This window comes from Ewingella sp. S1.OA.A_B6, from assembly GCF_049889095.1.
Classification (GTDB): domain Bacteria; phylum Pseudomonadota; class Gammaproteobacteria; order Enterobacterales; family Enterobacteriaceae; genus Ewingella.
Genome location: NZ_JBLJFK010000004.1, coordinates 183,236 through 198,097 on the forward strand (window position 1 = coordinate 183,236; position 14,862 = coordinate 198,097).

12 protein-coding genes and 2 pseudogenes are annotated in these 14,862 nt (G+C 52.2%); 5 read left to right on the top strand and 9 right to left on the bottom strand.

Annotated features, from left to right (window positions below):
* Positions 1–40 precede the first annotated feature (40 nt).
* A pseudogene (locus tag ACMV8I_RS11960) lies at positions 41–157 on the top strand (integrase core domain-containing protein); the annotation flags it as partial.
* Positions 158–278: 121 nt separating this feature from the next.
* Here ACMV8I_RS11960 and ACMV8I_RS11965 read toward each other — a convergent pair.
* Both ACMV8I_RS11965 and ACMV8I_RS11970 read right to left on the bottom strand, forming a co-directional pair.
* Entirely contained in the window at positions 279–542 is a 264-nt protein-coding gene (locus ACMV8I_RS11965; protein ID WP_498865440.1) for an immunity protein, read from the bottom strand.
* Entirely contained in the window at positions 535–2,976 is a 2,442-nt protein-coding gene (locus tag ACMV8I_RS11970; protein ID WP_498865441.1) for an S-type pyocin domain-containing protein, read from the bottom strand. The genes ACMV8I_RS11965 and ACMV8I_RS11970 overlap by 8 nt, the downstream gene beginning before the upstream one ends.
* Before the next feature lie 713 nt (positions 2,977–3,689).
* Between ACMV8I_RS11970 and ACMV8I_RS11975 the strand changes: the two are divergent.
* The 3 genes and pseudogenes from ACMV8I_RS11975 to ACMV8I_RS11985 form a co-directional block, all read left to right on the top strand.
* Positions 3,690–4,552 (top strand): annotated as a pseudogene (locus tag ACMV8I_RS11975) (contractile injection system protein, VgrG/Pvc8 family); the annotation flags it as partial.
* 88 nt (positions 4,553–4,640) lie between these two features.
* Positions 4,641–4,892, top strand: a complete 252-nt coding sequence (locus ACMV8I_RS11980; protein WP_498865442.1) for an ogr/Delta-like zinc finger family protein — start codon at positions 4,641–4,643, stop codon at positions 4,890–4,892.
* Positions 4,893–4,968: 76 nt separating this feature from the next.
* Entirely contained in the window at positions 4,969–5,970 is a 1,002-nt protein-coding gene (locus ACMV8I_RS11985; protein WP_498865443.1) for a zinc-binding alcohol dehydrogenase family protein, read from the top strand.
* A gap of 92 nt (positions 5,971–6,062) precedes the next feature.
* Here ACMV8I_RS11985 and nadR read toward each other — a convergent pair whose 3' ends face one another.
* From nadR to serB, 3 genes are all read right to left on the bottom strand, one after another.
* On the bottom strand, positions 6,063–7,319 hold the full coding sequence (gene nadR / locus ACMV8I_RS11990; RefSeq protein ID WP_498865444.1) for a multifunctional transcriptional regulator/nicotinamide-nucleotide adenylyltransferase/ribosylnicotinamide kinase NadR: 1,257 nt from the start codon (positions 7,317–7,319) through the stop codon (positions 6,063–6,065).
* Between the two features lie 76 nt (positions 7,320–7,395).
* The gene (gene radA / locus ACMV8I_RS11995) at positions 7,396–8,778 is read right to left on the bottom strand and encodes a DNA repair protein RadA (protein WP_498865445.1); all 1,383 of its coding nucleotides are present in this window, start codon (positions 8,776–8,778) and stop codon (positions 7,396–7,398) included.
* A 29-nt stretch (positions 8,779–8,807) separates the two neighbouring features.
* Positions 8,808–9,773 (bottom strand): phosphoserine phosphatase, encoded by a 966-nt coding sequence (gene serB / locus ACMV8I_RS12000; RefSeq protein WP_498865446.1) that lies wholly within the window; start codon positions 9,771–9,773, stop codon positions 8,808–8,810.
* A 275-nt stretch (positions 9,774–10,048) separates the two neighbouring features.
* Between serB and ACMV8I_RS12005 the strand changes: the two genes are divergently transcribed.
* Positions 10,049–10,852: a YtjB family periplasmic protein gene (locus ACMV8I_RS12005; RefSeq protein WP_498865447.1), complete on the top strand. Its 804-nt coding sequence runs from the start codon at positions 10,049–10,051 to the stop codon at positions 10,850–10,852.
* Here the strand turns inward: ACMV8I_RS12005 and ACMV8I_RS12010 are convergent.
* The 4 genes from ACMV8I_RS12010 to deoA all read right to left on the bottom strand — a co-directional run bounded on the left by ACMV8I_RS12010 (position 10,849) and on the right by deoA (position 14,806).
* Entirely contained in the window at positions 10,849–11,106 is a 258-nt protein-coding gene (locus ACMV8I_RS12010) for a hypothetical protein (protein ID WP_498865448.1), read from the bottom strand. The two genes, ACMV8I_RS12005 and ACMV8I_RS12010, sit on opposite strands and share 4 nt — an antisense overlap.
* A 204-nt stretch (positions 11,107–11,310) precedes the next feature.
* Positions 11,311–12,030 (bottom strand): purine-nucleoside phosphorylase, encoded by a 720-nt coding sequence (deoD, locus tag ACMV8I_RS12015; protein ID WP_498865449.1) that lies wholly within the window; start codon positions 12,028–12,030, stop codon positions 11,311–11,313.
* Positions 12,031–12,139: 109 nt separating this feature from the next.
* Positions 12,140–13,363, bottom strand: coding sequence for a phosphopentomutase (gene deoB / locus ACMV8I_RS12020; RefSeq protein WP_498865450.1), 1,224 nt, complete (start codon positions 13,361–13,363; stop codon positions 12,140–12,142).
* 123 nt (positions 13,364–13,486) lie between these two features.
* The gene (deoA, locus tag ACMV8I_RS12025; protein WP_498865451.1) at positions 13,487–14,806 is read right to left on the bottom strand and encodes a thymidine phosphorylase; all 1,320 of its coding nucleotides are present in this window, start codon (positions 14,804–14,806) and stop codon (positions 13,487–13,489) included.
* Positions 14,807–14,862 lie beyond the last annotated feature (56 nt).

A 14,862-nucleotide genomic window follows, 5' to 3' on the forward strand; every position in this document is an offset into this window, starting at 1 on the left:
ATCACGCCCCTCTAGGCGGTGATGAATGGCCGGGTTTTTCAGGCCAACCCAGAACGCGTTTATCGAACATTTTACCCGAATGTAACGGACAGAAATGCTGGATTTTTGCCTATTCAGAACGCTGAACGAAGCACGGGAGAACACGGAACGCTGGCTGAGAAACCGAAAATCTCAATAAGTACGTGGAACAAAAATCTGGGATACTTACATAACCTGTATATTTATTATTTTAGGTTTTTAAATTCAGCCCCAAGTCTGAGGCTGAATTTAGTAAATCATTATGAAATGCCATATTTTTTTTGCGTCACAAATGCAGGTTCCTTCCAATGAGGTCCTTTTTTTGTATGTCCTTGGGCATCGTTGACTAGTTTTCCTTCATCCAATAATTTTCTATATACCGTAGGAAGTATAGCATTTTCTATAACGTCAAATTTGTAACGAACAAACATTCGATCAACATCAGGGAATGCTCTAAATGGTGCTAAATATAATAAAACATCTTCCACACTTTCGTTTTCGATCATTAATTTAAAATCAGTCATGATTTCCCCTCATTTCTTGTTCTTCGTAGGCTTTTTCTGCATCAGGTGTATATAAAGGTTCCATTCTTTCATTAACTTTATAATCCTCTAGACTTGCGGTATGAGCATCATTCCAGACACTTTTGTCCTCCACACCATCAGGAACACCAAGCACTCGATATCGTTCAAGTTCCCTAATTTCATGCGTGTAGTAACGTTTGTCAATGTTCGTGGCCTGTAATTCGCCCTTCAAAATTTTATCCAGACGGTCAATCATCACGCTGTTGGCATCTGACTTACCAAAACGTCCGGTATGCAGTTTCACCTGATCAATACCGACCTGGTCAATCACCACACCACGCCAGTCCAGATCCTGAACTGCACCACCGGCCTTATCAGGATTATAAGGTCGACCACTATACTTACCTTTGTCTGTCACCTCACCGTAAGGGCTGTTTTGCATCACGTACAGTGGTTTTAGCCCTGATTCAGTGGGGAAAATAAGAATGAAGTCCCGAAAATCCAGGTCACCCAGCACTGGCGTCGTTGTCACTGTCACACCCTGCGAAACTACACCCTGATCACCTGTGTGCACAATACGTTCAGGCAATGGGACCGGACCCGTCAGCCCCAGCGGGCCGTTCACACCCGGCGCATCCGCCGGACTCACCAGAATGGTCTGAGCCGGCACGCCCGGCATCATTGGCAACGCATAGCCCCAGTAACCAGTGTCCTTATCCAGTATCGCACGCACCACCGGTACGCTACCCGCCACCGGCGTTCGCACCAACTGGGTTTCCAGTATATCGTCTGTCCGCAATACCATACGGGCACGAACAGGTATCGTGACCGATGTATGTGTATCAGCTGCATGATTTAATGTTGCAGAATCGGGTAGAGATAATACATCTCCGGAGATCAACGTACTGATATCCCGTCCCGGCACCAGGTCACTACCAGCACCCACTTCTTTCGAATACAACAGCCCCATAATCGTCACAGCCACCGGCCCGGCCAGACTGGCGGTAGCAATACCGCGTAATTCAGCGAGAGCGGCGCTGATCCTGCCCCAGACCATGCCAGCGATATCATCACCCAGCGTAATTCCACCGCCGCCAGCTACCGCCCAGCTCAGCGGTGACCCCACCGCTGAGGAACTAACGGATATTCCGCGTACGGACTGTACACTCATCAATTTCAGTGTATCAGTTGCTATCTGACGTGCCTGCATGGCTTGTGCGAGCTGAGTGGCACGGTCAAGCTCCGCGTTGATGGCCGCGAGGTCAGCCGGACGAAAGCCCGCACGGTCGCGGATAAAGTCTGCTCGCAACTGCTCCGTGTTCGCCGCCCTAACCGATTGTGACTGGGCCAACTGCCGCGCACGCTCCAACATCGAGCGATAATTAGCCTGATAACCTATCTCCGCTATCGTGGCCCGGTCGAGCTCCGCGTTGATGGCAGCAAGGTCAACTGATCGGAAGCTTGCACGGTCACGAATAAAGTCTGCCCTGAGTTGCTCCGTGTTTGCTGCCCCCACCGACTGGGATTCTGCTAGCTGACGCGCGCGCTCCAGCATCGAGCGATAGTTGGCCTGATAATCCATCTCCGCTATCGTGGCCCGGTCGAGTTCCGCGTTGATGGCAGCGAGGTCGGACGGACGGAAGCCCGCACGGTCGCGGATAAAGTCCGCCCTGAGCTGCTCCGTGTTCACCGCCCCCACCGACTGCGACTCTGCCAGTTGCCGCGCGCGCTCCAGCATCGAGCGATAGTTGGCCTGATAGCCGGTTTCAGCTACCGTAGCCCGGTCAAGCTCCGCATTGATGGCCGCCAAATCAGCCGGTCGGAAGGTCGCACGGTCCCGGATAAAGTCCGCCCTGAGCTGCTCGGTGTTTGCCGCCCCCACCGACTGCGACTGCGCCAACTGATGCGCGCGCTCCAGCATTGAGCGATAGTTGGCCTGATAACCTGTCTCCACAGCCAGCTCGTTGTTAAAGGTCACCAGACGGCTATCCCCGTTCTCCGAAATGGGCGTATTTCCGGAAGCCAACGGGTGCCCAGTATCAATATTACCAATAGCAACCGGATTGTTTGTTCCATCAACAAATCCCATGATAATGCCACCTAAGCCAATCTTTGCCGCTTGCTCTGCATTTAAACCTTCGACAGAAATCCCCATCTTTCCATTGGCGTCAATGGTCTCAATCCGTAATTTTGCCGCATAGTTAATACTGATAGCTGCCTGTATCAGGCTGGATAACTTCTGTCTGATGACGGGGTCGTTTTGAATAGACGAAACTTGCTTCTGAACCGCTGAGTTCGCCGCGTTGGAGTTACCACCACTATCTTGATTGCCCGCATTCCCCTGATTTCCTCCGCCGGGTTCAGGCTCATTTCCACTCTCGGAACTCCAGCTCGTCCCGTCGCCATCCCCACCACCATAATTAAAGCCAGGCATAGTTTTTCCCTTTTTAACTTGTTGAGAGAATTAATACTGTTTGTAAATCAAAAAAATTTAACTGGATATCCAACCAGTAATTTAAAAGCGAAAAGCTCATGGGTCAAATGATAATAATAATGATTTTTTTGTGATGGCAGATATAAAAAGCCGTAGTGCTATTGGCAAGGTATGCGGGGTAATGAAAATGGAATATCGGTCTGTGACAATTATGTATACCCCAATGTCGGAACCAAAAATCAGATTATTTCTGTGTTAGTTCATCATTTATCTACCACGTACGTCATGAACATTATCTAAATGTCATTTACTAGCACCTTATCACCATCTCTCAAGTGGCTAATAAATAAAGACTACTGCATTCATGGTGCATGAATTCGCGTTTTTTCAAAAAATTATTAATTGCCATCCCGCACCAGTACCGGCGCGGTTCTCAATGGAACACGCAACTGCATTAAAACCGCCCTATAAAGCGGGCAGGCGTGGCGGGGATAGCATTGCGCGCAAACGTGTTTTGCAGGGTTTTATTCCTGCGCCTGAGCGGGCCGTGGAGAGGTTTTCCAATCTTCGCGCAATATTGATGTGCGTGGGGACATTCGCGACGTGTCGTGCGTCTGGTGGCCTCATGGCGCAGGCGTAAAAAAACCGCCCTGTCAGGCGGCTGTGTCATCGTTATTCTGGGTTTATAATGCGTAGTCCGTAAAGCGGATCACCTCCTGACCATTCGGGCGCGCAGTGCGGATTTTCGCGGCACCCTCAATGCACGGCGCGAGGTGTCTTACCACGATACCACGCTGGGGACAGTGGTCGAGCAGATAGCCACGCGCAACACGCTGACCGCCAGCGTGACCCGTGAACTGGCCGCGATCAACCTTGCTCACATTGACCAGTCGCAGGAGTCTGACGCCAAGTTTCTGACCCGGCTGGCCACCCGCAACGGGGCGGAGGTGTCGATTAAAGCGGGCAAGCTGCTGTTTTTGAAAGCCGGAAACGGCACCACAGCCAGCGGCAAACCGATACCGGCGATGACCATCGAACGCCGGGACGGGGATCGCCATCAGTTCGCCATTGCTGACCGGGGCGCTTACACCGGCGTGACGGCGAAATGGTTGCACACCAAAGACCCCAACCCCAAAAAGCAGAAAGTCAAAATCCAGCGTAAGCCCAAGGTGCAGCACCTGCGCGCGCTGCAGCACCCGAAAGCCAAAGCCGCGCCGAAAGCCAAAGCGCCAGTGAAAACGCCCGAGGCAAAAGAAGGTGAATATATGGCCGGAGAGGCGGATAACGTTTTTGCCATCACGACCACCTATGCCAGCAAGGCGCAGGCCATCCGCGCAGCGGCGGCCAAATGGGACAAGCTGCAACGCGGCGTGGCGGAGTTCTCCCTCACTCTGGCCATGGGGCGCGCCGATTTATACCCTGAGACGCCGGTGGCGGTGAGAGGGTTTAAGCGCGTCATAGACGAACAGCCGTGGGTGATCACTAAGTGACCCACTCACTCAGCAATAACGGTTACACGACGGGCCTGGAGCTTGAGGTCAGGCTTACGGACGTATCGTATGACACCGATGAATAAACCACCAAAGATACACTTAACAATTTGTTTTATATGATTAAAGTGGATAAGATCTCTACATCAAAGGCGAGTGATTGAGGTGATACCCATGTTCCATTGTCCGATTTGCAAATATGCCGCGCATACCCGTTCAAGCCGTTACCTGAGTGAGAACACCAAAGAGCGATATAACCAGTGTCAGAACATCAATTGCGGGCATACGTTCAAGACAATGGAGTCATTCGACGGCTCAATCATGAAGCCGGGGCAACTCTGCGCGGTGATGCCGCACCCCACCTCGCACGGTCAGCAAACTTTCCCGATCCCTTTTTCGCACGCCATCACTTCGCGGCAATCCTGAGTCACAGCATAAAATCAATAGAACAAGCCAACCTATGAGGCCTAGACTCTCTATAACCCTTACTGGAGAAAAGAACATGACACTTAAAGCCATTGCAGTGAATCCGAAAGATCCGGCCCATTTTATTGCCGTTGAACTCCCTCAGCCGGTCGCTAAAGAGTTTGATCTACTGGTGGAAGTGAAAGCCGTATCAGTCAATCCGGTTGACACCAAAGTGCATAAAAGCGTTCAGAAAAACGGTCTGGATTCGCCAAAAGTGCTGGGCTGGGATGCGAGCGGCATCGTCAAATCCGTCGGCAGCGCGGTGAAAAATTTCAAGGCTGGTGATGAAGTCTGGTACGCCGGAGACATCACCCGTTCCGGTAGCAACGCCACCGAGCAGCTTATCGATTCACGCATTGTCTCGGTCAAGCCGAAAACCCTGAACTGGGCACAATCTGCCGCCATGCCGCTCACCGCGCTGACCGCCTGGGAAGCCCTGTTTGAACATCTGAATATTCAGCATGCTTCAGCAGATAAGACGCTACTGGTGATCGGCGGCGCAGGCGGTGTGGGTTCGCTGGCGATCCCCTTTGCTTCGCTACGCAGCAAGGTCAAAGTTATTGCCACGGCGTCACGCCCTGAATCAGCCCAGTGGTGTCTGGATCGCGGTGCTAACCTGACGGTGAACTACAAGGATCTGAAAGGTGAGCTGGCGAAACATGGCATCAAACAGGTCGATTACATTCTTTGCCTCAACGACACGGATGGTCACTGGGCCGCCATCAGTGATCTGATTGCGCCAATGGGCCACATCTGTACCATCGTCGAAAATGAAAAACCGCTGGATATGAATACGCTGAAGCTGAAAAGCGCCGCGCTGCACTGGGAACTGATGTACACCCGCAGCATGTTCAACACACCGGATATCGCCGAGCAGGGTGAGATCCTAAAACAAGTTGCTGCCCTGGTGGATGAAGGCAAAGTGCAAACCACACTGAGTGAAACGCTTCAGGGTCTGAGCGTTGAAAGCATCAAAGCCGCACATGCCAAAGTGCTCGACGGCCATATGCAGGGCAAGATTGTGGTCGCTTTCTAAAAAAAACGTAACGGTGATTACGGAGGATTTTGACGAAGAGTGGCGAAGAGACTCGTCATCTTCGCACTCACGACAATGCACTGTGCACCGCTTTATTTAGCCGGATGGCGTACCCGGGAGGTGTCAGCGGCCAGCATGGTCTGCACCAGTTCGACACATTCAAGGAAGCGCTGATCGTAGTCCGCAGATTCGACGTGGACATAATTGACCGCATTCTTTTTGAGCATGTCGATCAACAAATTCTGGAATGTCATGCGGTCCGTGGTGCTGCCGAGACTGCGCAGACCGTCGGACACCCATGGCGTATTGTTTTCCAGCAGGATCACCAGATCAAAGCGGTATTCATCCATCAGTGCCTGAACAAACGGATGCTCACGGCCTTCGTACTTCTTACAAAATGCCTGCGTAGTCAGAAAATCCGTATCAATAAAAGCAACCTTGTTGGCATATTTTACTGCAAAATCAATGTACTGTGCCTGACCCAACGCGATCTTGTCATAGTCAGAGTATTGCAGCGCCATTTCATCGCCGCCCAGATGCGAAAAGACATAATCGCGGCCATATTCCCAGGCGCTGGTCGTATTAAAAATATTGGCTAACTTATTGACCAGTGTGGATTTTCCGCTGGACTCGCCGCCCAGAACCGCCACAGTGCGAACAAAAAAAGGCTTCACTTCAGTCGGAATATAATCCCAATAACGGAACGGATCCTGACGAATTTGGGAACCACTGATCTTCATAAATGAGCGTTTAGGATCGATAAGTACGGTGTCGATCCCCAGATGTTTACGGTACTGCGGCGCATCATTTTCTTCGCTGGAATAGATGGTATTGGGGCTGATGCCTTTTTTCTCCATAAACTCCGTGATGCCGCGGCTCCACACATCCCAGCCATGGGGATACGGCTCCATTCCCTCTTCGTTAAAGGAATGGATATGAATATTTTTTTGATACTTGAACGTTTGCAGTAACCAACGCAGCCGGTCGCTGACCGTCGGCTGTTGTGACATCGAACTGTTTTCAAACAGGGCAAGATCGCGGGGCTCGTCATAGCCCATGATAAGGTGTAACTCGTCTACCTGACTGCAGGCACGCTGGATCAAATAGATGTGTCCGGTGTGCAATGGATAAAACTTACCAAACACAACGCCGATTTTTTTCTCCCGACGCGGGAATTCAAGGTCCAGAAAGCGGTGCAGGGCTTCCAGTTTCTGGGCACTCGGGCTTTTGATTTTGGCGTTTAGCAGTTGGCTCAGATACCCCTTGGTCATTCCGCTGGCATCGGCTACCTGCTGTAAGGTGCGTCCCTGTTGTTTAATGGCCGCTTTTAGATAATCGAACTGCGACATACCTTGTCCTCACCTCATGTTTAGTTTGCTAAACAAAAATAGCATAGCTCATGGCAAGAGCAACATATTGACGTTGTTACAAATCATCAAGGAGCGCCAGCGCATCGGCCAGTTTCTTCACCCCAAAGACCTGCATTCCGGCAGGTAATTTCTTAGGCACGTTGGCATAAGGGACAATCGCGCGCTTAAAACCGTGTTTGGCGGCTTCGGCAATGCGCTCCTGCCCGCTCGGCACCGGACGTATCTCACCGGCCAGACCCACTTCACCAAACACCACCAGATCCTGCGGCAACGGACGATCGCGCAGGCTGGAGACCAGCGACAGCAGCAGGGCTAAGTCGGCACTGGTCTCAGTGACCTTCACGCCACCGACCACGTTAACGAAAACATCCTGATCGGCCATTTGCAAACCGCCGTGGCGGTGCAACACGGCCAGGAGGATCGCCAGACGGTTTTGTTCCAGGCCAACGGCCACGCGTCGCGGATTACCCATCATTGAGTGATCCACCAGCGCCTGAATCTCTACCAGCAACGGGCGCGTTCCTTCCCACAGCACCATCACTGAACTGCCTGAAGTGATTTCATCACCACGACTGAGGAAAATAGCAGAAGGGTTACTGACTTCGCGCAGGCCCTGTTCGGTCATGGCGAAAACGCCTAATTCGTTCACCGCTCCAAAGCGATTTTTATGGCTGCGCAACGTGCGGAAGCGAGAATCGGCATCACCGTCGAGCATCACCGAACAATCGATGCAGTGCTCCAGCACTTTGGGTCCAGCGAGAGAACCATCTTTAGTCACATGACCGACCATGACAATCGCCACGCCACGGGTTTTTGCGAAGCGTGTCAGGTAGGCTGCGGTTTCTCGTACCTGCGCCACCGTGCCAGGCGAGGACTGGATATCCGACATGTGCATCACCTGAATGGAGTCAATCACCATCAGCTTCGGCTTTTCCTGATCGGCAATCAGGCAAATTTGTTCGATGCTGGTTTCAGACAACATGTTCATATTGGCAGTCGGCAGCCCAAGCCGGTGAGCACGCATCGCCACCTGCTGCAGAGACTCTTCGCCGGTCACGTACAGGGTTTTCATACTTTCGCCGAGGCTGCACAAAATCTGCAACAACAGCGTACTTTTACCTGCGCCGGGGTTACCGCCGATCAAAATGGCGCTGCCTGGCACAACGCCACCGCCAAGTACGCGGTCAAACTCTTTAAAACCGGTGCTAAAGCGTGGCATCTCATCGAGACTGATATCCGACAGCTTCTGTACCCGGCTGAGGCCAGTATCACCTGCATAGCCCGTCAGACGTTCGTTGCGGGCCACGGTCGGCGACGCCGACAAACGGATTTCGGTAATGGAATTCCAGGCCTGACAGGCACTGCATTGCCCCTGCCAGCGCGGATAATCTGCACCGCATTCATTACACACAAATGCCCGTTTTGCTGCTTTTGCCACAACGTACCTCTTGGTTTAATTTTAAAAACTTATGCCACACTTCCACTGAGAATGCACAGCACGCCAATTAAATCAGCGTGGCGAATACACACTTCAGCCTGCTCGTAGACTTTCGGTTTAGCATGGAAAGCAATGCCCATTCCTGCCACGGCCATCATTTTCAAATCATTGGCACCGTCGCCAATTGCTACGGTCTGCTCTTTCGCAATGCCCAGTTTGTCCGCCAGCTTCAGCAAAGTATCGGCTTTGTATTGCGCATCGACAATCGGCCCGATCACCCGACCAGTGAGTTTACCGTCGCGAATCTCCAGTTCATTGGCCACCACGTCAATCAGGTTCAACTGATCGCGCAGATATTCCGCGTAATAAGTGAAGCCGCCGGATGCGATAGCGACATGCCAACCCAATTCTTGCAGACGCTGCACCATGCGGGTTAGCCCCGACATCAGTGGCAAGGTTTCACGCACCTGCTGCAAAATGCTGGCATCGGCATCTTTCAGCGTCGCCACGCGCTGGCGCAGGCTGGCGGCAAAATCCAGCTCGCCGCGCATCGCCCGTTCGGTGACTTCAGCCACCTGCTCACCCACGCCCGCCAATTTGGCGATCTCATCGATGCATTCAATCTCAATCGCAGTGGAGTCCATGTCCATCACCAGCAGGCCCGGCGTGCGCATATACGGGACTTTGCCGAGCTGAGTCACATCCAGCTCGAAGGATTCAGCCAGCGCTTCTACATCGTCAGTCAATGACCCCGCCAGGCGGATAACCTGATAATCTTCAACGGTCCAGGCGCTGACAATCACCAATGCGCGACCTAAGCGACGCTGAAAGTGCGTAATACTTGTTTTGTCGAGTTTCCTGCCATACAGCAACCAACCAGTGTGCCCGGCGCGGTAGTCCAGCGGCATAACTTCATCGCCGCTCAGAGAAAGGGGAAGTCCCGGCCATTGATGGATCTCCGCGGGAAGATCGCAATAGGTCAGACTGTTTGGCATGATTACTCCTGTCGGGCAGTTAAGTCAGTAGGAAAGCACGGGTTTTACGGTCGTACCCAAAATCATTCGAGTCGCCTAAAGGCGCCTGCTTTTGGTGCATCAAAGCGGCAACTGAATTAATCCCCAGGAGCTTACTCCAGTAAATAACTGGGGTGAAGGAAGGCAGCCAACGCAGAGACAGCTTGAAGGATGAAGGGTATAAATGACGCATCAAGCTACCCTATCGGTATCGCTTCTGGCAACATTAAAGTCGTCGAAAATCTTAAGGAAATGGAATGGCAAAGGCCAAACTGAAATTTCGCCTGCACCGAACGGTTATCGTACTGATTTGTCTCGCTTTATTGGTAGTGCTTATGCAAGGCGCATCCTATTTTAGCCTCGGACATCAGCTTGCACGATCCCAGCAGGTGGAACAACTCGCGCAGACACTGGCGAAACAGGTGGCCTTTACGCTGGCTCCGTTGATGAACAGCGACAATGATGGCGCTGATATCGCACAAATTTCCACTATTTTGAATCAACTTACCGATAACAGTCGCATTCTTGACGCCAGCGTTTATGAGATGGATGGCTCACTGGTGGCCCACGCCGGTGAGAAGGTCCCCGTGCGTGACCGGCTGGCGCTCGACGGCAAGCGCGCGGGCAGTTATTTCAATCACCAGATTGTACAACCGATTGAAGATAAAGACGGCCCGAGCGGTTTCCTGCGCCTGACACTGGATACCCACGTGCTGGCCACAGAATCCAAACAGGTGGATAACACCACCAACCTGCTACGCCTGATGATGCTGGCTGCCCTTGGCGTAGGCATCATTCTGGCACGCACACTGTTGCAGGGTCGCCGTAGTCGCTGGCAACAGTCGCCATTCCTGCTGACCGCCAGCAAGCCTTTAAAAGAAGATGACGAGCCGGAAGAAGAAGAAGAAGAAATCGATGAGTTCGGCCCGCCGCCAACGCTAAATATGACCGAGCCTGACGACGCGGTCGCTCCCGCAAAACCGGCCACTGAAGCGCAAACTAAACAAGCTGCTCAGGCAGCATACCGCAGCCTAAAACGTAGCCGGGAGAAAAAGGATTAAGCTAACCGCTGGATATCAGGGATAAGTCCTTCAACCTGATCCCGCATCTGACTGGCGAACTGGCGGAATTCGGGGCTGATCAGCGTATCCTCCTGCACCTTTCTCCAAAAATAGACTGCCCATCCGGTATAAATTTCCGCACTTGCCGCAGGAATATTGGTCTGTATCAGCGTCTCAAGAGCGTAAGCCTCACAGCGCAGCAGATCGGCCCAACGTTGGGTATTTTCGTTGACGTTTTGTGGTGAGAACTTCATTAATACATGAGATGCAGGATGCAGTGGGTGTTCAACAAAAGCACTGAACTTGGGCTGTTCCCCCCAGCCGATGACCCGACTGCCTGCCCGGCGAGACTTTAAAAGCGCTATAGATTTCAGTTTATGAATAGAAACCTTAAAAAATTTAAATAAAATGGGGACGTTAAAGTCCCCATTTTTACATTCGTCCGGAAAGAAAAAAACTTACTCTTTATCGCCCAGCAGAACGGATTCCAGCGCTATTTCAACCATGTCGTTGAAGGTGGTCTGGCGTTCTTCAGCAGTGGTTTGTTCGTGGGTACGAATGTGGTCGGAAACGGTGCAAATGGTCAGCGCTTTCGCACCGAACTCTGCGGCTACACCGTAGATACCGGCGGCTTCCATTTCCACGCCCAGAATGCCGTATTTTTCCATTACGTCGAACATCTGTGGGTCCGGCGTGTAGAACAGATCAGCGGAGAAGATGTTACCTACGCGGGCATTAATGCCTTTAGCTTTGGCCGCATCAGAGGCGTTACGTACCATGTCGTAGTCTGCAATAGCTGCATAGTCGTGGTCTTTGAAACGCATACGGTTCACTTTGGAATCCGTACAGGCGCCCATACCAATCACGATGTCGCGCAGTTTGATGTCCGCACGGACAGCGCCGCAAGAACCTACACGAATGATTTTTTTCACGCCGAACTCAGTGATCAGTTCTTTGGCATAGATTGAGCAGGAAGGAATACCCATGCCGTGGCCCATAACGGAAATTTTTCGGCCTTTGTAGGTGCCGGTGAAGCCCAACATGCCACGCACGTCGTTCACCTGCTTAACGTCTTGCAGGAAAGTTTCCGCGATGTGCTTAGCACGCAGCGGATCTCCTGGCATCAGCACTACGTCAGCAAAGTCGCCCATTTCAGCATTAATGTGTGGAGTTGCCATTATTTTCTTTCCTTAAACGAGTATGAAAATCACTGAAATTAAACCCAATGGATTTCGAGGTGCAGCTAGGCGTGAAGCCAACAACGCTACAACTCGAAAGACGCAGGGTTTACAGCATGGATTTGCCGTAGTCCATCGGTGTCAGATCGAAGTATTTCGCGACCGTCTGACCGATATCCGCGAAGGTTTCACGGTGGCCCAGCGAGCCCGGTTTCACTTTCGGGCCGTAGATTAACACCGGAATATGCTCACGGGTATGTTCTGTGCCACGCCAGGTTGGGTCGCAACCGTGGTCCGCAGTGAAGATGATAATGTCGTCTTCTTTCACCCATTCCAATAGCTCAGGCAGTCGACGATCGAACAGTTCCAGCGCGGCGGCATAACCCGGCACATCGCGGCGGTGGCCGTAGGAAGAATCGAAGTCAACAAAGTTAGTGAAGACGATAGTTTTGTCACCGGCTTCTTTCATCTCTTTGATTGTCGCGTCAAAAAGCGCATCCAGACCGGTAGCTTTCACTTTTTTGGTGATACCAACGTGCGCATAAATGTCCGCGATCTTACCGACAGAGACAACGTGGCCCTGCTTCTCATCGACCAATTTTTTCAGAACGGTCGGTGCTGGTGGCTCTACAGCTAAGTCGTGACGGTTCCCGGTACGTTCGAAGTGGCCCACTTTGTCACCAATAAACGGGCGGGCAATAACACGACCAATATTGTAGCCACCTTCGGTCAGTTCTTCACGGGCGATTTCGCACAACGCATACAGGCGATCCAATCCGAAAGTTTCTTCGTGACAGGCGATCTGAAATACAGAGTCAGCTGAGGTGTAAAAAATCGGCTTGCCGGTTTTCATATGTTCTTCACCAAGCTCGTCCAGTACCACCGTCCCCGAAGAGTGGCAGTTGCCGAGATAACCGGGCAGATTGCCGCGTTTTACCAGTTTGTCTAGCAGCTCTTGCGGGAAGCTATTGGTGAGGTCGCTAAAATAACCCCAGTCAAACAACACAGGAACACCGGCAATCTCCCAGTGGCCGGACGGTGTATCTTTACCGGAGGAGAGTTCGCTGGCATAAGCATAGGCGCCGGCAATTTCTGCATTACCGTCCAACCCTTCAGGGATTTTACCGGTGGACTCTTCGGCGGCTTTCGCCAGTCCGAGACGAGTCAGGTTCGGCAGATTCAGCGGGCCCTGACGGCCCACGTTGGCTTCGCCACGAGCGCAGGCGGCAGCAATATGTCCCAGCGTGTCAGAACCTGTATCCCCGAATTTTTCAGCATCTTCACTGGCACCAATACCAAATGAGTCCAATACCATGATAAACGTACGTTTCATCTTGTACTCCTGCGCTGGATTATTCGTTGCGTGCATCGGTTAAGGTCGACACACTGATCATATTGATTTGGGGGCATCATGAATATTTTTCAATCCCTTTTGCATTTGTTTATTGAGGCAGCGTTAATTGATACGGCGATAAACCACTGGCGTGCTTTCAGGCGCTTTATCACTAAGGATAATCGCGGTGCGCACTTCCTCGGCGGCCTGTTGCCAGGCTTCTTCGCTGTTAGCGTGGATCATCGCCAGCGGCTGCTGGGTATCCACCTTCTGGCCCAGTTGCGCCATATGCGTCAGTCCTACGCTGTAGTCGATAGCATCTGTGGCACGGCGTCGACCGCCCCCCAGTGACACCACTGCCATACCGAGCGCGCGGGTATCCATTGCGCTGACGATACCGGCTTCCTCGGAGTAAATAGGTTTGCTTAGCGTCGCCTGCGGCAGATAGCTGTCGTAGCGTTCCATAAAGTCGATCGGCCCTTTCTGCGCAGCAATCATGCGGCCGAAGATTTCTGCCGCTTTGCCGTTATCCAGCACAGCCTGTAATTGGCTGCGGGCATCGGCGGCGTCTTTTGCCAGACCACCAGAAAGCAACATTTCAACGCACAGCGCCATCGTCACTTCCAGCAGTCGTGGGTTACGGTATTCACCCGTCAGAAAGCGCACTGCTTCACGCACTTCGACCGCGTTACCGGCGCTGGAAGCCAATACCTGATTCATGTCTGTCAGCAGCGCGGTCGTTTTGCAGCCTGCGCCGTTGGCAACATCAACGATGGCCTGGGCCAGATCCTGCGACAACTGATAGGTCGGCATAAATGCACCGGAGCCGACTTTAACGTCCATGACCAGCGCATCCAGACCTTCAGCCAGTTTTTTGGCGAGAATGGAGGCGGTGATCAGCGGAATAGAATCAACGGTGGCGGTAATGTCGCGGGTGGCATAAAAGCGTTTATCCGCCGGTGCCAGCGAGCTGGTCTGGCCGATGATGGCTACGCCCACATCCTGAATAATACGGCGAAAACGGTTGTCATCCGGGAAGATATCAAAGCCCGGGATAGCTTCCAGTTTGTCCAACGTACCGCCGGTATGACCGAGGCCGCGCCCGGAGATCATCGGCACATAACCGCCACAGGCGGCCACCATGGGGCCAAGCATAAGAGAGGTCACATCCCCGACGCCGCCGGTGGAATGTTTATCCACAATAGGGCCGTTGAGGTTGAGGTTTTTCCAGTTAAGCACCGAACCGGAATCGCGCATCGCCATGGTCAGCGCCACACGTTCTTTCATGTTCATATCATTGAAATAAATGGTCATTGCCAATGCAGCAATCTGACCTTCGGAAACCTGGCTGTCACGAATACCATTGATGAAAAAACGAATTTCTTCTTCGCTTAAAGGCTGTCCGTCACGTTTTTTACGAATGATTTCTTGTGCGAGAAACACGGAGTGCTCCTTGATGAATAGAGGTGTAGGGGTAGCCGATGTTCTTTCTGTCGCCA